Here is a 20524-nt window from a genome sequence, read left to right as displayed (position 1 = left end):
ATAAATCCGTTTGCGTGAAAGAATGTTTTTTGAGGTTTCTCGATGTTGCGCCGCACATTTGTCGTAGCTATCGGGTGCACCGTAGTCTCCTGTGCACGTATCGCGCTCGCCAAATCGAAGACTAGGATTTGGCGGATTGGACACATCTATCCGGGGAAGCAGGAGCCGGCCGATAGCGTTTATTGGGACGCCTTCCGCGATGAGCTTAGGCAGCTCGGTTATGCCGAAGGACGGAATCTCGTAATCGACTATCACTACGCGGGCGGAAAGATCGATCGTTTGTCTGTTCTCGCGAGCGAGCTGGTAGCCAAGCGCCCTGATATCATCGTTGCTGTTACAACGCCAGCTATAGCAGCAGCCCAGCGCGCGACCTCGACCATTCCAATAGTGATGTCGCCATCGACCGATCCTGTTGGATCAGGCTTCGTCAAGAGCATTGCCCAACCCGGCGGCAACATCACTGGCGTAGCGAACATGATGGGCGATGCCCTTGGTAAGGCCATCGAACTGCTCCACACGGCCCTACCATCTGCAAAGCGTGTAGCAGTCTTAATGTCTCGCAATCCAACACATCCGCATCAGTACGAGTTGCTCGATGCCGCCGCGAAAAGGCTGGATATTGCGACTACTCCGGTGGTTGCCCCGACGCCAGACGATCTGGAGCAAGCATTCCGCACAATGAAAGGGGAAAATTGCGACGCTCTGTTTGTTCTTGCTGATGTAACCAGATCTGAAATCGTCCCATTGGCCGCGCAGTCAGCTATACCAGCTATCTATCAAGCCAGTGCTTACGTAGAGTTGGGCGGGTTGGCGAGCTACGCTGCTGACCTGAAGCCGGTATTCCGTAGGGCCGCGCATTACGTCATCAAAATATTCGAAGGGGCGGATCCGGCTGGACTTCCAGTTGAGCAGCCAGTGACTTTTGAGTTGGTTCTAAACCTTAAGACGGCTATTGCGCTCGGCATAATGTTTCCGGACAGCCTCATCGCTCGTGCTGATAAGGTGATTGAATAGCAAGCGGACATGTAGTGCTCCTCGCCGATCAGACTTAAAGCGCCAAGAGCCGTTTGCGGGCCTTAAGCGTCGGCACATTCACGGACCAGCGACGCTTGCCTACGCGCCGAGCTTGGATCAGGCCGGCTTTCGCCCAGAGGCGTGCGGTTTCATACAGCACACCTGCATCGTGGGCCGCCGCCTTCAAAGGCAGCCACTCCTCCGGCGTCTGTTCGAGTTGTGCAACGCGCGCCATCAGCACGGTGATGGCCTGCTTCAGCTCCCTGATTGAGGCGTGCAGATCGAGATTAGCGTCAGGATCGTGCGCTGCTTTGGGGATCGCGGTCATTTTGTTTTCCTAAGTTGTAGTCGGTTCAATAGCAACTCCTAAGCAGGTGCTGGCCCTGTCCCGGCCGGGCGGCTTCGCCTGACCCGCATTGGCGGAGGGTCGGGAAGGACCCACAAAAACTTCATCCCCGACCCTCACAGGTCCTCCGGACAGACGGACACCCCTATAGGGGGGTGTCCGTGTCCGTCCGGAGAGGGACAGGCGGACAAGACCGGACATTGTCCGTTTCTGTCCGTTTGTCCGCTGTGGCTCAGCCGTCATCGCGCACCAGCCAGACCAACCCATCGAGGCAGGCGATCCGCTTGAACGTCTGCAAGTCATCCTTGGCGCGCCGGAAGGCGCGATCCCGGTCCGCTTTTTCTTTGGCCGACGACAGGCCGCCGCGCTCACACGCTGCATGCCACTCCTCCAGCGTCACGACCCGAACGTTCCGCGGGAACTCCTGAGATGTCGGTGGGGGGCGCCCGATTTCATTGATGCAGCGGGTCAGCAGCTCTATGGCGCGGCTTTGGGCTCTGTTCAGGCCTTTCTTAGCGTTCACATCTTGCGTGGCCTCGGCTGCGTCATCCGAGATGATTGCGGTCGTGATGGCGTCGCCATCTTCGTCGGTGCTGAGCAGCGCGCTGTCAATCTTGTAATGCGTGAGCGGCCCCTCCGTGCCGTCATTGATCTTGATGACTTTGGCGGTCTTGATCGCGCCATCGCCGCTGATCTGAACCATCAAGTCCACGTCGCCAAGGTTGGCGTTGGAGCCACGATGACCACGGCCCTCGTCCTTGCCGGTGTGACCGACGCACGCAATGTGAACGTTCGTCAGCTCCTCGACGCGACGCAGGTTAGCAAGAACGATGTTCACGTCTTTTGCTTTGTCCTCATCGCCACCACCAGCCGCAATCCCCTTGCTGATCGTGTCGATCACGATCAAACCGACCTTCACGCCAAAGCGGGCTTCCGCTTCGCGGATCGTGTCAACGATCAGCTTGACGCATGCCTTGTTCTTCAGATCGACAACATTGGACGCGACGGCTATTGGCAGGTCGGGCGCCTCGTGCTTGCGCTTGTAGGCCGACAGACGACGCTTAACCAAGGCGCCACGCTCCAGCGCGATGTACACCACGCCGCAACGTTCCTTCGACCGGTAGCCGCGCCAATCGCGTCCCCACGCGACATGGAATGCCAGATCGGTCATCAGCACCGACTTGCCGACACCGGGCGGCCCGAACCAGTTCGAGGTTTCGCCGCGGGCAAGGACGCGCTTCATGATCCAGAACTTCCTCGGAGCGTCGCACAACTCGTCATAATAGGTCAGCGCCAGCGCGCTCGACGCTTTGGGCTTCGGCATCTCCTGCACTGGCGCGGTTTCGCGCTCGTTCTCGGCCGCGCCGTATTTCTGGACGGCGCTGTCAATCAACTTCGCGACGTCCTTGTCGTCGAAGCCGCCCTCAGAAAACGGTGAACACATGGCTTTAATAGCCATCTCGGGCCACCGCTTCCCAACCATCGAGGCAATTGCGTTGCGCATGTTGGTGTGCCACTGCCCAGCGACCTTGCTCGCTTGGAGCATGGCAATCACGTCATCGTCGCTCTTGCCGATCCGCAGGCCGATGTTCTCCTCCAACCACGTGCTGTAATCGGCAAAATGGCGGAGATCGTCGTCAGGCGCGAGCGCAAGCAATTGTTCGACGCGATAAGTCAGCGCGTCAGACACTTTGCGAAACGTGGTCACTTCTGCAATGTAGCCACGCTCGGCGGACTTTTTCTTTGTCGGGTAGTTGACCGTGCCAGCGAGCCGCATCACGCGGCAAGCGTCGATGACGGTGTCGGTCCCAAGTAGGTTCTGCATCGCCTTGTTGACTTGCTTCTGCTGCTCGGCATCGCGAATGCCATCAACCTTGAAATAGATGTGCATGCGCAGATGGGGCGTAGAGCCGGTCTTCACGATCAGCGCTGGGAGGATCTGCTTTTCCTTAAGAATGTTATTGATGCGCTCAGCGTCGCCCTCGCCATCAAACTCAACCCACGCGAAGGCAGAGGTCAGGTATCGATCGTCCTTCACCCGCTTCGGCGGCGGCTCGCCGTCGAACTGCAACAACGCGGGGCTGACGTAAACATTGAAGCCATCGGCATTCTTCTTGGCAGCAAATTCAGCCGCGCCCTTCAGGTCATGGGCGGACCAGATCTGAGCTTGATTGACGTTGCCGGTGCTGGGGGGGCCGTACGCGATTTGGATATATGAGTTAGGATAAGAGTGCGTGAACCCTGGGTGAAACAGTGCGTGCAGATGAGCGTTGATGTCGATCAAGTTGGGCTGTAGAGCTTGGATCGGCGAGTTCATGACCGACGATCTCCATGTTGAGAGGAGAGCATGGTCAGCTTGCGCGCGTGCGCACGCGCTGGTATGAAACGAAGCATTCTGTATTCCGGTAAGCAGATGATGATGATGATGAAGGGGCGGCCTGTGGCGGGCCGCCTTTTCTGCCTCTACGCAGCAGTATTGGCGGCCTCACGAGCGCGACGCCAAGCCGCCGCACTCTCGCGCGAGATCAGCACGCGATTGCCGACCTTGAACGTGGCGGGCATCAGGCCCTGAGGTTTCAGTTTGTAGAAGAGCTGCGGGCTGATGCGGTGACGCGAGCAGAACTCGCCAATGCTAAATGCATCGGGGTCGAGCATATTGAACTGATGGTGCGGATGCGCTTTTCGGCCGGTAACTTCAGGGCGGGCCATTCGTGTCCTCCATGGCTTGAGAAGCAATGTGGACAACAATGAATTCGCGTGGGCTCGTAAGCGAGCACGCAAATACGCAAATGCGTGTTTGCGTATTTGCGTATCAGGGCTGCTTTCGACGGCCACGAGCACGGGCTATTGTGTCGATGGAAGGCGGCTTCAGCCCCTTCCTCTTAAATGTTGGTTCGATACGGCGCAGGACGGCCTTGTTGGAAATTTCGGGCGGCACCCCTTCGGGAAACTCTGCGAGCAGCGCACTCTTGGTGTGGTTGACCTGCCAACGTCTACTTTCTGGCGCTTTCGTCGCACCAATGTTCGAGGGGGCTGTGTCAATCGGTGGTGGTAGGGTGCCAACATCATCAAAAGAGGCAACGTCAATGCATGCGGACAGATTGGTCGGCGCTCTAGTCGCGAGCCATTGAGACGCCGACCGGGAGGCAGATCGCTTGGTCATGCTGGCTCTGTCCTCTTAGTTGACCAGATCGCGGGCCGCTGCTCGGTCGGCAGTGAAACCGTTCCTTCACCGACGCCGGAAGTAGAATTAGCTCGTGACCAAATGTGAGTCGAGCAACCCACTAGTGTAGTCGAAATGGCATGCACCAAAGAGGTCGTCTTATCCAATGAACCTCTTGATAGTTAAGACGAAAATTGGCTTTGGATAATCGATGGCTATGCCCGGCTACGGCACGTCGCGGAGCGTTCCCGTCGCGACCTCGCTTGCAAAGGAATTGCACAGAAAGCCCTCGTCAACTCGCGAGCGCCACGATGTTGTCACCGACAGATGGCTCATATTGCAGTAGTGCCCTGCGCGAAATTTCGTCGCTGTGTTCGGTGATGTACTTCGAATAGGTGCGCTCGATCATCGCAACGCTCGTATTGTGAAGCGATGCGACCAACCTGATCGGCACGTTGAGCAAGAGCGCGCGCACGATGCTCGAATGTCGCAAAGCGTAAGTCGTCACTTCAGCCGGATCACGGCCGATTGCGATCACGACCTTGTCGATCTGACGATGGTAACGCTGGCCGGGGTTGTCGCCCCATTGAGTTCCATCGCTCTGCACGAGCAACGGTGCATCGGCCGCGCGGCCCTTGGCCGCTTCTTTCAGCTTGGTCGCGAGCGCCGTTGTAATCGGTACGCTGTACCGCTCATGCTTTTTCTTTGCACGGTTGCGGCCACCACCCTTGCCTGATTTCGGCATAGAAAGTTTCGGCCGGACCGGATGAGCATCGAGATCGCCGACACGCAAACGAACGGCTTGGCTCGGCCGCGCGCCGGTCACCGCCAATGTTTCAGTCAATAATCCGAGCTTGTCGTCAAGCGCATAAGCGCGAGCGACAAAGTCGCGGGCTTCTTGATCGGTAAGGATCACGTTGCGGGCTTCCTGCGCATCCGGAAGGCTGGCGAGGCCAACTTCCCACGATTGCCGGTTTTGAATTCGCTCGTCGTGTTGCCTTGCCTGTTCCAGCGCGGCGCACAAGCACCGAGCGAGGCGATTGATGGTGGCAGGCTTAATCTGGCCGAGCAGGCCATCCCGCCATCTACGCAACTCGGAGGTAGTGAGGAGTTGCACTGGCTTCGCCAGCAGTGCCGCAGTCAAATGCACGCGCGGGCTGTCAGCGTTGTAGGGGTTCGCACTGCGAGCTTCGAGATCGCGCTTGTAGTCGTTCAGCGCTTCATGGACGGTGATCGGTGCGGCGCTCAAGCCATCGCCATCGCCGCGTGCGAGTTGCTTCGCTGCGTCCTGCGCTTGGAAGAACGTTAGAACATCTTTGCCATTTGCATCGGCGAAGTCATCGGCATCAGCGATCCGCTTCGTCCAGTACGCTCCGTGACCATCGCTGGCTTTTACAATCCAAGCGCCAGTCTTTCGATTGCGCCGATAGAGCAACGAGACGCCGCGAGCGAGCGACGAGCCAGGATAAGGCTTGCGGCGAACCTGCAATTTCAGACGAGCGCTGCGGCTTTCGAGGGCGCTGTTACGAACCTTGCGTGCCATGTGTGTCCCCGGTTTTGTCCCAATGGTGGGTAGGAATGCGGAGTAAGTGCCATGGCATCGTATGGCAATAAGTTTCGTCAGATCAACGAGATAGGGTTTCCATGCAGCTCCCTACAATTCCACGCGCATATTTATTTTCCCCTGCGCAGGGAAGGCCGGATGTTTGGCTTCACCTGTATGCCGCTGTGCAAATTCTTGTTGCCACCTTTCGCACAGTGGACCGTGGGTGCCCGGCCGGCACCCGGTCTTCCCTGCGCCCTTTTCCATTGGGGGCGAAGCCACCAGACAAAGCTCGGGCGAGATGCGCCGCGAGGATGTGGAAGTGTGTCTGCGAATGGCAAATGCGAATTGAACAGCGATGCTGCTACCACGTCATTGCGAGCGCAGCGAAGCAATCCAGAATCTTTCCGCGGAGAGACTCTGGATTGCTTCGCTGCGCTCGCAATGACGACGGGGAAACAGTTGCGCAAAAAATTCCGCTCTCGTGCGCCGGACGCAGCGCAGCGCTCCTTCAGCGATGCGCTGCGGAGCCGGGGCCCATGTCGCAGCGAACCCTGCGGCGTGCTGGGTCCCGGCTCTGCGCAGCAGCGTAAGAACGCTGCAGCGCGTCCGGGACACGGGTGCGAACTAAACCGGCTTGCCCGTATACGGCATCGATGCCGTCAAGCCGCCGTCCACCGGGAACGCCTGGCCGTTGACATACGAGGCCTCGTCGCTCGCCAGGAACAGTCCCATCGCCGCGAGCTCATGCGGCTGGCCGGGGCGCTTGAGAGGGTTGAGCTGGCCGATCTTGTCCTGGGTGCCGCGCTCCTTGGCGCGGTCGAAGATCGGCTTGGTCATGCCTGTTTCGATCAGGCCGGGGCAGACCGCGTTGATGCGCACGCCGGTGCCGGTGAGCGAATACGCCGTGGTCTGCACCAGGCTGATCACGCCGGCCTTGCTCGCGGCGTAGGGATGCCCGCTCGCGCCGGCCTTGAGGCCGGCAACAGAGGCGGTCAGCACGATCGCGCCGGACTGCTGCTTGACCATGTGCGGCATGGCGTATTTCACCGCGAGGAACGGTCCGATCAGATTGACGCGCAGAATCTCCTGCCAGTGCTCGACGGTCTGCTCCGCGAGCGGAACGAGTCCGCCGGAGACGCCCGCGTTGGCCCAGATCACGTCGAGCCGGCCGTGCGTCTTCACCGCTTTGTCGATGACGGCGATGACGTCCTTTTCGGAGCCGGCATCTGCAACCATCGCTTCCGCGACGCCGCCGGCCTTCTTGATCTCCTCGACCGTCTCCTTCACCGCCTCGGTGCGATCGACCGCGATCAGCTTGCCGCCTTCTTTGGTGAACAGCAGCGCAGCCGCACGGCCGATGCCGCTGCCGGCGCCGGTGATGATGACGGATTTGCCTTGCAGGCGGCCCATGCGTTTCTCCCTTTTTGCTCGCGCACGACGCTTGCCGTGCGACGGAATTTCAAACAAGATTTCAAACGGCAAAGTGTCTTGAGACACGTTCGCTACTCACGTACAGCGACATCAGACGGGATGGAAGGGTTTCGATGGCAGGTGCAGACAAGCCGAATGTGGTCATCACGCGGTGGTGGTGGGTCCGTCACGCGCCGGTGCGCAACGACGGCGGCAACATCTACGGTCAGAGCGACATCGCCTGCGACACCAGCGATACCTATGTGTTCAATGCTGTTGCCAAGGTGCTGCCACGCGAGGCGGTCTGGTATTCGAGCAATCTGATGCGCACCCATCAGACCGCCGAGGCGATCTGGGCCGCAGGTTTTCCAAGGCCGGCCGCGATGAAGCGGGAGGCAGATCTCGCCGAGCAGAACCTCGGCCGCTGGCAGGGCATGAACCGGGCCCAGTTCATCGCCAGCCGTCCCGTCGGTGCGAGCTGGTTCGCCGACATCAACGAGCCCGCGCCGGGCGGTGAAAGCTTCATGGACCTCTACAACCGCACGCGCCGCACCATCGAGCGGATCAACAGCGAGGCGGCCGGGCAGGACGTCATCGCGGTCGCGCATGGCGGCACCATCAAGGCGGCGGTCGGTCTTGCGCTCGGCGACCGGCCGGAGCAGGGGCTCGCATTCGATATCGACAATGTGTCGGTGACGCGGCTCGATCATTTCGCAAGTCCCGAGCGCACGCTGTGGCGGCTGCCGATGGTCAATCAGCAGCCGTGGATCGCCGATCCCGCGCACGCGGCGATGCACCAGCCGGCGGGACCGGAAGTCAAGAAGCTGGCCTGAGTAAGCCGTCATTCCGGGATGGTCCGAAGGACCAGACCCGGAATCTCGAGATTCCGGGTTCGATGCTTCGCATCGCCCCGGAATGACGTTGAAGATAAGACTCAATCTGGGAGAGAAACATGACCTTGTTCGACATGAAGGGGAAAGTCGCCGTCATCACCGGGTCGACGCGCGGCATCGGGCTCGCGATCGCCGAGCGCATGGCCGAGCACGGCGCCAAGGTGGTGATCTCCTCGCGCAAGGCCGACGTGTGCGAGCAGGTGGCGAAGGGCATCAACGACAAATTCGGCAAGGGCACCGCGGTCGCGGTCGCCGCCAACATCTCCTCGAAGGAGAACCTGCAAAACCTCGTCGACGAGAGCAACCGCGCCTTCGGCAAGATCGACGTGCTGGTCTGCAATGCGGCGTCGAATCCGTATTACGGTCCGCTCGCCGGCATCTCCGACGATCAGTTCAGGAAGATCCTCGACAACAACATCGTCGCCAACAATTGGCTGATCTCGATGGTGGTGCCGCAGATGATCGAGCGCAAGGACGGCTCGATCATCATCGTGTCCTCGATCGGTGGCCTCAAGGGCTCGACCATCCTCGGTGCCTACGCCATCTCGAAAGCCGCCGACATGCAGCTCGCGCGCAACCTCGCCTGCGAATACGGCCCGCACAACATCCGCGTGAACTGCATCGCGCCCGGCCTGATCAAGACCGATTTCGCCAAGGCGCTGTGGGACAATCCGGAGAACCTGAAAGCCTCGACCTCGCGCTCGCCGCTGCTGCGCATCGGCATCCCCGACGAGATCGCGGGCGCGGCCGTGTTCCTGGGCTCGAAGGCCGGCGACTTCATGACCGGCCAGACCATGGTGATCGACGGCGGCGCGACGATCAGTTGATGGTCTCGTGTCCCGGACGCGGTGCAGCACGAAGTGCTGCTCCGCAGAGCCGGGACGCAGAAAGCCAGGAGCGAGATCGTTGAGACATGGGCCCCGGCTCTGCGCAGCAACGCAAGAGGCGTTGCAGCGCGTCCGGGGCACGAGAGCGTCGACCTCACTCCACCGCCGCGTACACCAGATCGCGCACCAAGGTCCGCGTGTAATCGCGCTGTCCCGGCCCCTGGCTCATGAACACTGCGAACAGGTCCTCCTTGGGATCGATCCAGAAGAACGTGCCGGCAATGCCGCTCCAGAAATACTGGCCGACGCTGCCGGGGAAGGGCGCGATGCCGGCCTCGCGGCGCACGGCAAAGCCGAGGCCGAAGCCGTGGCCGGGCGATAGCAGCGTGCCGTTGACCGCAACACCGGGAGCGAGGTGATCGGAGGCCATCAGCTCCAGCGTCTTGCGGCCGATGATCCTGTTGCCGTCGAGCGTGCCGCCGTTGCGCAGCATCAGGCAGAAGCGGGCATAGTCCAGCGTTGTCGAGACCAGGCCGCCGCCGCCGGATTCCATTACCGGCTGCTCCAGCATGTTGAACAGCGCGACCTTGTCGCCGGTCCAGGGATCGGCCGCGAACGGCTCGGCGAGGCGGCCGGCATTGGCCTCGCTGGTCGCGAAGCCGGTCTCGGCCATCCGGAGCGGCGCAAGCACGCGCTCGGTGAGGAATGTGCCGAGCGATTTGTCGCTGACGACCTCGATGATGCGGCCCAGAATATCGGTGGAACGGCTGTAGTTGAACTCCGCGCCGGGCTGGCAGACCAGCGGGAAGCTCGCCACCAGCGCGGCATGCTCGGCATTGGTGATCTTGCGGCTGCGGACGCGGGAATCCTGGTAGAGCTTGTGCACGGGGCCGTCGCCCTGGTGCTCGTAGGTAAGGCCGGAGGTGTGGCGGAGCAGGTCCTGCACGGTCATGGGCCGCGTCGGCGGCACCAGCTCCAGCTTGCCGTCCTTGACGACGCCGACCTGCTGGTTCGCAAACTCCGGGATGAATTTTGCGACGGCGTCGCTGAGCAGGAGGTAACCGTCCTCGACCAGCGCCATGATGCCGACCGAGACGATCGGCTTGGTCATCGAGAAGATGCGGAAGATCGAGTCGCGCGCCATCGGCGCCGCGCCCGCCGGGCTCTGCTTGCCGAGCGCCTCGAACCAGCCGATCTGGCCGCGCCTCGCGACCAGCACGGTGACCCCGGGAACGGTTCCCTTGTCGATCTCGCGCTTGAAGGCGTCCGACATGGCCTGGAGCCGCGGCCGCGACAGCCCGAGCGTCTCGGGGCGGGCTTCCGGCAAGCCTGGGGTGTGGGGCGCATTTGCAGCCTGCGGGGCGGCTGTGGCGGTCGCTGAAACGGTCATGGGCACTCCCGATTGTTTTTCGTTATGGCCGATGGACTGTGGCCCAGAACCCCCGGCACAAACAAGCAAAGCCGGCGCGGTTCACCCTTGCAAACCGGCCGCTCTCTGTGCTTGAAAGCGCCCCTGATCCCAAGGCGACGCGGGTTCGTAGGAGTGTAGCTCAATTGGTAGAGCACCGGTCTCCAAAACCGGGGGTCGCAGGTTCGAGCCCTGCCACTCCTGCCAGTCAAATCAATCACTTAGACTAGATTTCGGCGGGAAGGCGTGCCGCGCGCGCCAGGACCAGCGGCCGCTGGGCGTGCCGGTGGTCCAGCGAGCGCCTAGCGTGCGGGGGTGCGTTCCGCGTCGGCAGGCATTTGGCTGACGTGCCGGATCGGGACGCGGCGCAGCAGCGAAACGATGGTCCCGCCGAGCTCGAAATAGGTGCGCAGCCGCAGCGCGCGGGACGACCCCTTCAGCTCGGCGTTCAGGCTCACCGGAACCTGGACATGGGTGAGGCCGAGCTGGAGCAGCGAGATCAGCGCACAGATCTGGTAGCCGTAGCCGTCGGCCTTGACCGCGATCTGGCGCAGCCATTTCACGGGGTAGACGATCATGCTGTGGTAGTCGGACAGCCAGAAGCCGAACAGGCAGTTCAGGATGAACCGCAGCGAATGCGACTGCAACGAGCGGTTGACCGAACGGTCCGACTGGTTGTCGCGATAGGTGATGACGAGGTCGGCGGCGCCCGCCGCCTTGAACATCCGGGCAATGCCTTCGTTCTGGAAGGCGTGGTCGCCGGGGATGAGCGTGATAGCATCGAATTTCGCGCGCGACAGCGCATATTCGAAGCCGGCACCGACACCGCGCCGTTCGGCATTGTGATGCACGATGATGCGCGGCTCGCCGGCCGCGAACTCGTCCATGATCGCGCCGGTGGCGTCGGTGCTGCCGTCGTCGATCAGGAAGATCTCGAAATCGTCGAGCAGCTCGCGGGCGAGCGGCAGCACGCCGTCGATCGTGTCGGCGATCTTGTCCTGCTCGTTCAGAGCAGGGATGACGATCGTGAGCCTCTTTGCCGCCCTGGAAGGTGTCATTTGATACTGCCGTTGCCGGCCACTCTTTACTGGTGAACCCTCAGCGCGACTCTAGGTCATCTGCGCCGGGCGAACAATGCGACTCGGCGATATGGTCCACACAACCGGCACGAAACCGACGATGTGTGTGTTCCGCGCAACTAGTCGGAAAAATCATAGAGGCTGGTATCGCCGATGCCGAAGGCGCGGCGCAGCCGCCCGACGTGGCCTGCCAGATTCCGCCCCGCCGCGGTCGCAACGAAGCCTGAACTGACCCGTTCGACCAGGCCGCCTTCGACCAGGCTTCCAATTCGCCCCTGGAACAAATCTGGAACCTGCCTTTCGATGATCTCGGAAAGCGGCGCCGTCCGACCGGGCCGGTCAACCAGGCCGAGCAGGATCTCCAGGGACACCGATTTGTACACTGCACCGAAGGCGAAAACATAGGCCATGACGCAAAATGCGAATATCGATGCAGCGTCCCAATATTGAAATTGCGGTACCGCGACGATTCCGAGCGCCACGGCGAGACCATGCGAAACGAGTGCGGCGATCGCGAGCAGGGTGACGGGGCCGAGCGGCCATGCGCGAGCGCGGGCCATGATCTGCAGGGCAGGCGCGAGCAGGGCGAAGACGGCAACGGCGATGAGCCCGACGGCGAAGGACATCGTGCCGCTCACCCAAGGCCCGTCGACAAACGAACGAGCTTGACGAGATGCGCGATCGCTACCCCCTTGGCCGTCGGGGCCAGCCTGCCGTCTGCCGTGATCACCATGCCCGCGCCGACCAGGAGCTTCAGGCGGTTGTGCGTGAACGTGCCGAGATCTCCGCCCTGCATGTACGCCTCGGCCCATTGCTCCAGGGTGAGGGGACGTTCGGCCTGGACGAGGGCCGTGAGCAGCGTCAGCGTAAAGCCCCACGCCAGCAGGCTGAACAGGATGTAGCAAAACATCAACGCTGTCCCCAACAGCAGGAGACCGCCGAGCACGTCCGCGAGCTGGCGTTGCCCTGGAAGCGCGATGCAGGCGATCGCGTAGAGCGCGATGACCGTGACGCAGCCCAGCCGGAAGCGGCGACCGGATCCGCCGGTGGCGGCGACGCGCGCGTAGCACAGCAACAGCAATGGAAAGGTGATGCTGAGACCAATCGCAGCGGCCTGCGCCGGGCCGGGGAGCATGTTCATCGTGGAAAGTCGTCCCGGACGCCTCTGAAGGCCCAGCCAGAGCAACGTCTATAGGAGGTCGCATTTTTGCGGTCAAGGGAGCCCCGGCGCCCCGGCCTTGCGGTCGCCACGTGGGCGTGCGAATCCTCGCCGACGATGTCCTCCCTTTCCCCTCCGAGCTTGCCGCCGTTGCTGCGAGCGCTAGCCATCCTGATCGTCGTGTTGCTGGTTGCGCATGCGCCGATGCTCCTCAATGACGGCCTCTTCATGGACGACTGGCTGGTGCTCAAGCCGCGTCCGGACTATTTCATCGACATCGGTTTCCTGCTGAATGGCGCCGGCCATCCGATCTTCTACAGCTACGACACGTTCGCGAACTGGACCGGCGCCCCGGTCGTCGTGATGGTATCGCTGGCGCTCGCTGGAATCGTTTTCGGCGCGGTGTGTCTGATGCTGACGGCGATAAGGCTCGATCTGCTCGACCGCGCCGAAGCGGTCGGCTTCGCCCTGATCGTCTGGACCTATCCCGGGTATCAGCTGTGGGCGGGCAAGGCCAACGCGGTCTACGTCTTCAGCTTTGGCCTATTGTTCATCGGTGCGTGGCTGTTGACGCTCGCCTTCAGCGCCTTCGGCCTGCGGCGCGTGCTGCTGCGTATGCTGGCTGCGCTGGTGTTCCTGTTGAGCTTCGCGCTCAACTCGACGATCGTGCTGTATGCCGTCGTGATGTTCGGCCTGTTCGTCGCGATATGGCGGAGCGGGGATGCGGCGCATGGCTTCGTTCGGCGGACTTGGCTGGCGGCCTGGCGCTGCGTCCTGCGCTATCCGGAATTGGTGATGCTTCCGCTGGTCTATTGGGGCACGCTCAATATCTGGTTCAAGCGGATCGGTGTCTACGCACAGCACTATGACGCCCATTTTCCGACGCTCGGCGAGCTGGTGCGGGGGTGGTCGGCGTTCTTCGCCACCAGCTACAGGGATGTCCTCACGCACGCGATCCGCGCCGCGATTCAGGTCCCGGCGCTCTTCGTCGCGGCTGCAGTCCTCGTCGGAATCGTATTCTTGCTGCTGCGTTTGGACGCGAAGACGACCGCGTCCAGACGCACGATCGCAGTGCCGCTCGTACTCGCCGTGGTCTTGTTCCTCGCATTGTCCTCGCCCTATCTGATCGCCGGCCTGCGCCCGTCTTCGACTCATTTCTACGAGAGCCGTCACCTGCTGATGTTCGGCGTGCCGCTCGCGCTGACACTGCTGGCGTTCAAGCGACAGGCCGAACGACGGACCGGCCCCGGCGCCGCCTTTGCTGCGATATTCGGGGTCGGCCTGATCGTGTCGATCGGCATGCTGTGGAGCGACTACGTCTTCATGCAGGCGAGAACCCTGAAACAGCAGGCCTTGGCGCGCGACCTTGCCAGCCGGCCCCAGCCGGCGGCGACGGTCTATGCGCTCGATGACGGCTTCGTCGACTATCCGTCGCGGCATGTGGCTTTCGGTCTCGCCGAAGTCACGGGCATGCTCCGCCTTGCCTGGGGCAACCAGCCGTTCTTCGGATTTGCCCTGCGTGCCGAGCGGCCCGACATCCTCCGTGGGATGGACGAGGCGCGGAAGGCTCCGGGAAGTGCGTTCCGTCATTTCGATCCGACGGGGCCGCAGGCAACCATCTCGCTGCAGCCGGGGCCGGGAGCCGCGCCGAACCACATTCTGGCGGGCAAGTACTACGCGTGCCGGTTGCTGGCGCGCTGCGATGTTGCGGAATTGCTGGCCCAACTTGCAGAGGTCACGATCAAGCTCGGCCCGATCGCCGGCATCCTGCCGCTCGACGGCGCGGGCAAGAGTGTCACGCCTGGCCGCTAGCCAGACGCTTCCAGACGGTCTCTGCAAGCGCGATGTCGGTCATCGAGCCCTCGCCGGATGCCAGGGGAGCGCGTCCCTGGGCGATATCGCAAACGAAGGCGTCGGCCTGGCGCCGGAATGCCCAGCTCTCCTCACCCGCTAGATGCGTGCTTTGACCGTCGTGCTCGACGATGACCTCCGCCTCCTGCTCGGCAAAGGGCGGAGGCAATGTCAGGGTCACCGCCCCGCGCTCGAAATCGATCGTCAGTCCCTCGCGCCAGGCGCCTTCGGATCCGTTCACGAGATCCAGTGCACAAGCGATGCCGTCGAAGTCGAGGGTGATACGCGCCGCTCCCGAAGTCTCGACGGAGCTGTCGGCGACCGTTGGCGACGATCCGAGCAGGTAGCGCGCCAGATTGATGATATGGCTGAAGACGTTCAGAAAGTTGTCGTAGCCGGCACGCATCTCGCCCGGCATCCAATCGGGACCGTCCTGCCAGAGTTCGATCCCGTCCGGTCGTGTTTCGCCGGTCATCACGAAATTGTCGCGCGACCGGCCGGTGTCGCCGCCGAAGCACCAGCCTTTGGCGCGGACGATGCGTCCGAGCGATCCGTCGTTGCGCAAGCGCGTCAGCACCTCGAGCGCGCGTGCCACGCCGGCATCGTGACGCTTCATGTAGCCGATGCTGTAGACGAGATTTCGTTCCCGCGCCGCTTCGACCAGCAAATTCGCCTGAGCCGTGGTGTAGGCCATCGGCTTTTCCGACAGCACATGGCGGCCGCTGTTCAACGCGTCCAGCACGATCGGACCGGTGGCCCGCCGCTTCGTCACGACCACGACGGCGGACACCGCGGCGTCCGCGAGCAGCTCCCGATGCGTGCCGTAGACCCGCGGGATGCCGAACTTCTGCGCTGCGGCGGCGGCGAGATCCGGCCGGAGATCGGCAATGGCGACGACGCGGCAGGCGGGATTGGCGGCGAAATTGGCGAGGTGGCACATCTGGCCGACCATCCCCGTTCCGATGATGCCAATGCCTGGCCTCACTGGCTATGAACCCTTTAAGCGCTTCCGGATGACGAGGAAATGCGCCGGCTGTCCCCAGATGTTGATGAACGCCGGATCAGTCCGGGTGAGGGCGGCGACCGCCGACGCATCCCGTCGCCCGATCGCGCCGAAGATGCGATGGAAGCTGTCGAGCGTGGCGACGATGGTTTCGATGTCGGAAGCATCGTCGGCGAGAATGTCCGTCGTCCGGATCGCCTCGCGCAAGGATGCGAGGCTCGCGATCACGCGCGGCAGGCTCTCGCCGAACGGATCGTCGATCATCGCGTCGACGTCGAGAACCAGCGTCTCGATCGATGCCGAGATCGCCGTCACGGCATCGGCCTTGCCGACCAGGTAGAGCTTGCGTCCGCCGAGGAAGCTGAGGCGGCTGCGGTCGAGATGGCGCGTCGCGCGCCGCAGCTTCTCGTCGTCGGGCAACATCTTCTTGTGCCAGTAGACGTCCAGGCTGTCGCGATAGGCCGGCCACGCCGAATGGATGTCGAATCCCTGTTCATGCGCCGCCGTGCACAAGGCCGCTGCGTCGAGGAAGTACCGATGCCGGACGAACGGATTTTCGAGCACGTCCATCAGCCAGGATTCGAAGCTGCGGGTGTGCGGAATGCTGTTCCATTTCGCGTCGAACAGCGTCCTTGCCGTTTCGAGCGCAGAACGGCCGGACAATGCCTTGCCGGCCGCATGGATCGCCTTGAGCGCGAGCTCGAAGAAGCCGCCATAGCGCTCGTAATAGGACACGACGGCGAAACCGTCGGGATTCAGCAGCCGGTGGAAGATGCCGAGCCAATTTTCGGTCGGCTGCACGGTGTAAATGAAGCCTTCGGCATCGATGATGTCGTAGCGGCGCTCGCTGCGAAATCCTTCGACGTCGGCCAATGCGAGTTCGCGCAGACGCTCGGTCAGGCCAAAATGCGCGAAATAGGCCTCAATTTTCGGATGCGCATGCCGGTTCGGTTCTGCGAGCGTCATGTTCGCGCCCCAGCCGGCGAACACCAGGGCGTTCTCGCCGGAATCAGGACCGAATTCGAGCACCTCCGCATCGCGGAACAGCCGCGGCGGCAGCACGAGCTTGTCTGAAAACAGCTCGCGCCGCTGGCTGGCATAGGCGTCGAGTTCGGCGGCCGATTTGAAATTCCCGAACGTCGGCAGGACGTCCTGACGTTCGTAGTAATTGAAGAGCTTCTCCTCAGCCATGCCGCTGCGTCCCTAACCCAAGGCCGCCTCGAGCCGGTCGAGCTCGCTCCAGATGTCGGAGGGGGCGAAGATCGAAACGATGTGCAGCGGCCGCTTCACGCTCTCGCGCAGCCGGCTGCTGACCTTGGCTTCGTTCTCCTGGTTCACGGCGAGGAGGCAGACGAGCGGGCCCGACTTGTCGGCGAGTTCGTCGGGCGAGCGGATCGGAATGCCGGTGCCGGGCAGGAACAGCCCCTGACGCTCCTTCTGGTCGTCGACCGAGAGGTCGACGAGATCCGCCAGCTCATGCGCGTTGGTGAAGGTGCAGGCGCGGCAGCCCGCGCCGTAGATGGCGATCTCGGCGCCGCTCGCACGGGCCTTGGCGAGGACCGGCCGCAGGCGCGCGCCGTACTCCCTTGCGCGCTGACCGAATTTCTCACCGACCCCGGAGGGCGCAGGCGGCGGCGTCACGTCACGAGTTGCAAGACGGGCGGCGACCGCGAGGCTGCCGCCGCTGAAATTGTACTTTTTGACGGAGACCGCCTCGAAGCCGTGGCGGGCCAGCAGCGCCAGCAGGGTCGGTTCGGTGAAGTAGCTGACGTGCTCCTCCCACAGGACGGAGAGGTCGCCCGCCGTCGAACCGGGATCAAAGTCGGGCACGTCGATGAACAGCAGCCCGTCGTCCTTGAGCGCGATCTTCACGCAAGCGAAGAAATTCTCGAAATCGACGATGTGCTCGAGTACTTGGCGCGAGACGACGAGGTCGAACTTGCCGGATTGAGCGACCGCGTCGTGGGCCATCTCCGGGCTGAGCATGTCGGCATAGACCTTGATGCCGCGCTCGCGGGCGATCTTGCCCGACACCGGGTTGGGCTCCACGCCCACCAGGACCTTCGCGCCGCGCTCGCGCAGCCTGTCCATGAACAGGCCGTCGTTGCATCCGATCTCGAACACGGACTGATGCTTCGAGAATTTCGCGATGGTGTCGAGCTCGTCGACCTGGTGCGGCTCCGGCTTCCAGCTGCTGAAATTGTAATTGAACTGCCGGTACAGGATGTCTGGATCGATCGGCTTGACGATCTGCGGCAGGCCGCACGCGCCGCACGCCAGCACCTCGAACGGATAGCGTTCCTCCTGCTCGTTTCGGCTGTGCCGAAGTCGATGCGCAATCGGCATCGGGCCGAGGTCGATGACCGGTCGCAGGTCGGTCGAATGGCAGAGGCGGCAATGGTCGGTCACGGCTTCAACTCTTTGGAAGGAGCGGGTCTGAAATCGGCGTATCGGGCGACTACGGCCCGCGGCTGGTAGTCAATATAGGGCTATATAGGGCCCCAGCTTGTACCTCAATTGATAAGTTGGGTTGCACACCGTCTGCGGGCATTGCAGAGGGGCTTGCGAGAACAGCGTCGGCTCACTTCCGGATCGAGTCTTGCCGGGATCGCCATGTGGCGAGTGCTGCGATACCAGCCCAATAATCCTTGCTTCCTTCCGTCACGCGGCTGCGGTTCCGTAGCTCGGTGATCGCTGCAACCTGCGTGTCGCTGATCTGGACGCCAAGACCCTTCCACGTCAGCAATATGTAATCGGCTCCGACGTGGAGCACATCCAGATTGCGCTGGATGCTATCTGAATCAAAAAGCGGGCTTTGCCCCTGCGCCCAAAAGTCCAACCTATCGCGCTCGATGTAAAAGGCGTTCACATCGTGCCGGCGCAAAGCCGCAATGCTGATTTGGGTTGGCCCGAGCAGAACATCTCCATAGTCGGGCAGGAACGCCGGGTGCAGAGTATCGATCACCCGACCGGATGGCAGGAGAGGGGATTCGGCGCAGGTCGGGAGAAAGCGCAAGGCGGAATTGACGGGCAGGATGCGCCAGCCGGACGGGACGTGGCGCGAAACCTCCCCGCAGCGACGCGGGTCTAGATCGTCAAATGACGGCGAGGTGCCTACCAGCCCGATGCGCCCGGTGACAAACGCCAGAGCACCCTCCAGGCGCCCCCGAGTTATCTCGCCCTGCGACCTTGCAACCACCGTTGCGACGAGGGCCGCCAAAGCGATTGCAACGATCGCCGAAGGCAGGGAGGCAAAACGGTCTTGCAATTTGTGTCGCCGAAAGATGTCGGCAAGAGCCACTATCAGTGAAACGGCAATGAGCGGAGTCGCGACCGATCGAAAGGCCAGCATGCGCTCCAGGCTTCCATGTGAAGTGAGAGTGATGAGAGAAATTATGGCGAGCAGGGCTAGACCGAGACCTGCGATGAAAGGGCCCGTGTCCCGGGGGCGCCGTACGTCGAGCACAGCGGCGCATGCGACAATGAAAGCCGGGTACGTCCAAAAATTGCCCGCAAGGAAAAGGCTCGATAGCACCGCCTGGAAGCGTTCCGCAGCGGCCACGATGTCGCGTATCGAGAATCCCGCATACTTGATGCCTTGCGCGTTGTTCACGTAGACCATGAGATCCAAACTCGAGATCTGACGAAAGCGCTCCACGTTCATGAGCGGCATGAAGACGCCGATCGGATTGACCTCGGCGATGCCGAGATAGATCTGGTTGACCAGAAGGCTAAGAGCTGCCGTGACAACACCGATTGCGGCAACTCCCAGCGGCCGCACGATGCCGCGTGGGCCATGAGCTAACCAGCCGGCTGCTGCCCCCGCCATCAAGAATGCCGCAGCGATGATAGCTGCCTGGGGAACCATGATCGCGATGGACATCACGGCCGGCACCAAGGCGCGGAAGACCACACGGGCGTTTGTCGTGGCATAGAGCAGCCCAGCCCAACACACGAACAGGAGGAGGGCGCCCGTCTCGTAGTGAAAGCGTCCGGTTTCCACGCCGATAAAGCTCGACCACATTGCGATCAGCGCCGCGCAGCCCGGCAATATCCAGCCCGTCGTCAGCCGAGCGGCGACGCGATGGACCAACGCCGTGATTGACAGCAAATAAACGACGGAGAGGATTTGATGAGCCATCGGGCCACCGAAGCTCACAAGCAACATGTCGGCTCCGTGGCCGCGGCCGAGCAAGAACCAGAATAGCTTTGGCTGTTCGGGATCGAGCCAGAGGGTGTGGCGATTCTGCAGGTCGGCTAGAAGCGGAAGATAAAGTTGCGGGATATCGCCGCGGGTCGCGTCGAGCACGACGCCCTTCATGAGCAGAAGCACAATAGCCGATAAACCGATCAGTCCGACCAGCAGCCACTCGGCTGCCGTAGATGGTATCCAACGGCCGCGCGATGGATGTGCAAGCTGCCAGGCGACGATGCCCGTCAAGAATGGGATGGTGATCCACGGGAACAGCAATCCCGCCGCACCGAGGCAAACGCCGATCAGGACGCACAGAGCAGCGCCGCCGAAGAACTGCAGTACCAGCAGATCAGCCGCATCGAGGTCGTTACCTTCGTCGGGCGGGTAAACGAGCAGGGCCCCCATTCCGACAAACGCAACACCCACGTAGGGAGCGAGGACAGCTAGACATAGGCTGTTCCAGAGGACCAAGGGGCCGCCGCTGAAGAACTGGACGTCGGGAGGAACCTTCACCAGCAAGCCCAGCGCCGCAACGAGGAATGGAGCTGTCATCAAGCCGGCGCGCGCGCCGGCGTCCCAACGTGTGTTGCTCCAAGACCAGCGTTTAGCGAAGCGCATGTGGAGTTTCCG

17 protein-coding genes and 1 tRNA gene are annotated in these 20524 nt (G+C 62.2%); 5 read left to right on the top strand and 13 right to left on the bottom strand.

Annotation, left to right across the window (positions count from 1 at the left end):
• Window positions 1-42 precede the first annotated feature (42 nt).
• Window positions 43-1014: an ABC transporter substrate-binding protein gene (locus BDOA9_RS26855; RefSeq protein ID WP_025037038.1), complete on the top strand. Its 972-nt coding sequence runs from the start codon at window positions 43-45 to the stop codon at window positions 1012-1014.
• Window positions 1015-1048: 34 nt separating this feature from the next.
• Here BDOA9_RS26855 and BDOA9_RS26850 read toward each other — a convergent pair whose 3' ends face one another.
• From BDOA9_RS26850 to BDOA9_RS26830, 5 genes are all read right to left on the bottom strand, one after another.
• On the bottom strand, window positions 1049-1342 hold the full coding sequence (locus BDOA9_RS26850; protein ID WP_025037037.1) for a hypothetical protein: 294 nt from the start codon (window positions 1340-1342) through the stop codon (window positions 1049-1051).
• A 250-nt stretch (window positions 1343-1592) separates the two neighbouring features.
• Window positions 1593-3677, bottom strand: a complete 2085-nt coding sequence (locus tag BDOA9_RS26845; protein ID WP_025037036.1) for an AAA family ATPase — start codon at window positions 3675-3677, stop codon at window positions 1593-1595.
• 146 nt (window positions 3678-3823) lie between these two features.
• A complete protein-coding gene (locus BDOA9_RS26840) occupies window positions 3824-4069 on the bottom strand; it encodes a hypothetical protein (protein ID WP_025037035.1) in 246 nt (81 codons plus the stop codon).
• A gap of 746 nt (window positions 4070-4815) precedes the next feature.
• A complete protein-coding gene (locus BDOA9_RS26835; RefSeq protein ID WP_025037034.1) occupies window positions 4816-6066 on the bottom strand; it encodes a tyrosine-type recombinase/integrase in 1251 nt (416 codons plus the stop codon).
• Between the two features lie 627 nt (window positions 6067-6693).
• Window positions 6694-7479 carry an SDR family NAD(P)-dependent oxidoreductase gene (locus BDOA9_RS26830; protein WP_025037033.1) on the bottom strand — a complete coding sequence of 262 codons (786 nt, stop codon included), beginning with the start codon at window positions 7477-7479 and terminating at the stop codon, window positions 6694-6696.
• A 134-nt stretch (window positions 7480-7613) separates the two neighbouring features.
• On the opposite strand from BDOA9_RS26830, the gene BDOA9_RS26825 reads away from it, so the two are divergent.
• Entirely contained in the window at window positions 7614-8312 is a 699-nt protein-coding gene (locus BDOA9_RS26825) for a histidine phosphatase family protein (RefSeq protein ID WP_025037032.1), read from the top strand.
• Between the two features lie 119 nt (window positions 8313-8431).
• Entirely contained in the window at window positions 8432-9199 is a 768-nt protein-coding gene (locus BDOA9_RS26820) for an SDR family NAD(P)-dependent oxidoreductase (protein WP_025037031.1), read from the top strand.
• Window positions 9200-9353: 154 nt separating this feature from the next.
• On the opposite strand, the gene BDOA9_RS26815 is transcribed toward BDOA9_RS26820, so the two are convergent.
• Window positions 9354-10589, bottom strand: coding sequence for a serine hydrolase domain-containing protein (locus tag BDOA9_RS26815; protein ID WP_025037030.1), 1236 nt, complete (start codon window positions 10587-10589; stop codon window positions 9354-9356).
• A gap of 149 nt (window positions 10590-10738) precedes the next feature.
• Between BDOA9_RS26815 and BDOA9_RS26810 the strand changes: the two genes are divergently transcribed.
• A tRNA-Trp gene (locus BDOA9_RS26810) sits at window positions 10739-10814 on the top strand.
• A gap of 95 nt (window positions 10815-10909) precedes the next feature.
• On the opposite strand, the gene BDOA9_RS26805 is transcribed toward BDOA9_RS26810, so the two are convergent.
• The 3 genes from BDOA9_RS26805 to BDOA9_RS26795 all read right to left on the bottom strand — a co-directional run bounded on the left by BDOA9_RS26805 (window position 10910) and on the right by BDOA9_RS26795 (window position 12827).
• Entirely contained in the window at window positions 10910-11665 is a 756-nt protein-coding gene (locus tag BDOA9_RS26805) for a glycosyltransferase family 2 protein (RefSeq protein WP_025037029.1), read from the bottom strand.
• 140 nt (window positions 11666-11805) lie between these two features.
• Entirely contained in the window at window positions 11806-12312 is a 507-nt protein-coding gene (locus BDOA9_RS26800) for a hypothetical protein (RefSeq protein ID WP_025037028.1), read from the bottom strand.
• Between the two features lie 8 nt (window positions 12313-12320).
• Window positions 12321-12827 (bottom strand): hypothetical protein, encoded by a 507-nt coding sequence (locus BDOA9_RS26795; protein WP_025037027.1) that lies wholly within the window; start codon window positions 12825-12827, stop codon window positions 12321-12323.
• Window positions 12828-12995: 168 nt separating this feature from the next.
• Between BDOA9_RS26795 and BDOA9_RS26790 the strand changes: the two genes are divergently transcribed.
• Window positions 12996-14657 (top strand): hypothetical protein, encoded by a 1662-nt coding sequence (locus tag BDOA9_RS26790; protein WP_025037026.1) that lies wholly within the window; start codon window positions 12996-12998, stop codon window positions 14655-14657.
• Here BDOA9_RS26790 and BDOA9_RS26785 read toward each other — a convergent pair.
• From BDOA9_RS26785 to BDOA9_RS26770, 4 genes are all read right to left on the bottom strand, one after another.
• Entirely contained in the window at window positions 14641-15681 is a 1041-nt protein-coding gene (locus tag BDOA9_RS26785; RefSeq protein WP_025037025.1) for a Gfo/Idh/MocA family protein, read from the bottom strand. The genes BDOA9_RS26790 and BDOA9_RS26785 overlap by 17 nt on opposite strands.
• A gap of 3 nt (window positions 15682-15684) precedes the next feature.
• Window positions 15685-16890, bottom strand: a complete 1206-nt coding sequence (locus BDOA9_RS26780; RefSeq protein WP_025037024.1) for a class I SAM-dependent methyltransferase — start codon at window positions 16888-16890, stop codon at window positions 15685-15687.
• A 12-nt stretch (window positions 16891-16902) separates the two neighbouring features.
• Window positions 16903-18108 carry a class I SAM-dependent methyltransferase gene (locus tag BDOA9_RS26775; RefSeq protein ID WP_025037023.1) on the bottom strand — a complete coding sequence of 402 codons (1206 nt, stop codon included), beginning with the start codon at window positions 18106-18108 and terminating at the stop codon, window positions 16903-16905.
• A gap of 172 nt (window positions 18109-18280) precedes the next feature.
• Window positions 18281-20512, bottom strand: a complete 2232-nt coding sequence (locus BDOA9_RS26770; protein WP_025037022.1) for a hypothetical protein — start codon at window positions 20510-20512, stop codon at window positions 18281-18283.
• Between the last annotated feature and the right edge of the window lie 12 nt (window positions 20513-20524).

The organism is Bradyrhizobium sp. DOA9 (genome assembly GCF_000617845.2).
Lineage (GTDB): Bacteria > Pseudomonadota > Alphaproteobacteria > Rhizobiales > Xanthobacteraceae > Bradyrhizobium.
The sequence above is the reverse complement of the archived record's forward strand: the minus strand, read 5'-3'. Positions and strand labels throughout refer to the sequence as shown.

Bases quoted from the DNA above. Each gene is read 5' to 3' on its own strand.
- BDOA9_RS26855 (WP_025037038.1), top strand. From the start codon at position 43: ATGTTGCGCCGCACATTTGTCGTAGCTATCGGGTGCACCGTAGTCTCC.
- BDOA9_RS26850 (WP_025037037.1), bottom strand. From the start codon at position 1,342: ATGACCGCGATCCCCAAAGCAGCGCACGATCCTGACGCTAATCTCGAT.
- BDOA9_RS26845 (WP_025037036.1), bottom strand. From the start codon at position 3,677: ATGAACTCGCCGATCCAAGCTCTACAGCCCAACTTGATCGACATCAAC.
- BDOA9_RS26840 (WP_025037035.1), bottom strand. From the start codon at position 4,069: ATGGCCCGCCCTGAAGTTACCGGCCGAAAAGCGCATCCGCACCATCAG.
- BDOA9_RS26835 (WP_025037034.1), bottom strand. From the start codon at position 6,066: ATGGCACGCAAGGTTCGTAACAGCGCCCTCGAAAGCCGCAGCGCTCGT.
- BDOA9_RS26830 (WP_025037033.1), bottom strand. From the start codon at position 7,479: ATGGGCCGCCTGCAAGGCAAATCCGTCATCATCACCGGCGCCGGCAGC.
- BDOA9_RS26825 (WP_025037032.1), top strand. From the start codon at position 7,614: ATGGCAGGTGCAGACAAGCCGAATGTGGTCATCACGCGGTGGTGGTGG.
- BDOA9_RS26820 (WP_025037031.1), top strand. From the start codon at position 8,432: ATGACCTTGTTCGACATGAAGGGGAAAGTCGCCGTCATCACCGGGTCG.
- BDOA9_RS26815 (WP_025037030.1), bottom strand. From the start codon at position 10,589: ATGACCGTTTCAGCGACCGCCACAGCCGCCCCGCAGGCTGCAAATGCG.
- BDOA9_RS26805 (WP_025037029.1), bottom strand. From the start codon at position 11,665: ATGACACCTTCCAGGGCGGCAAAGAGGCTCACGATCGTCATCCCTGCT.
- BDOA9_RS26800 (WP_025037028.1), bottom strand. From the start codon at position 12,312: ATGTCCTTCGCCGTCGGGCTCATCGCCGTTGCCGTCTTCGCCCTGCTC.
- BDOA9_RS26795 (WP_025037027.1), bottom strand. From the start codon at position 12,827: ATGAACATGCTCCCCGGCCCGGCGCAGGCCGCTGCGATTGGTCTCAGC.
- BDOA9_RS26780 (WP_025037024.1), bottom strand. From the start codon at position 16,890: ATGGCTGAGGAGAAGCTCTTCAATTACTACGAACGTCAGGACGTCCTG.
- BDOA9_RS26770 (WP_025037022.1), bottom strand. From the start codon at position 20,512: ATGCGCTTCGCTAAACGCTGGTCTTGGAGCAACACACGTTGGGACGCC.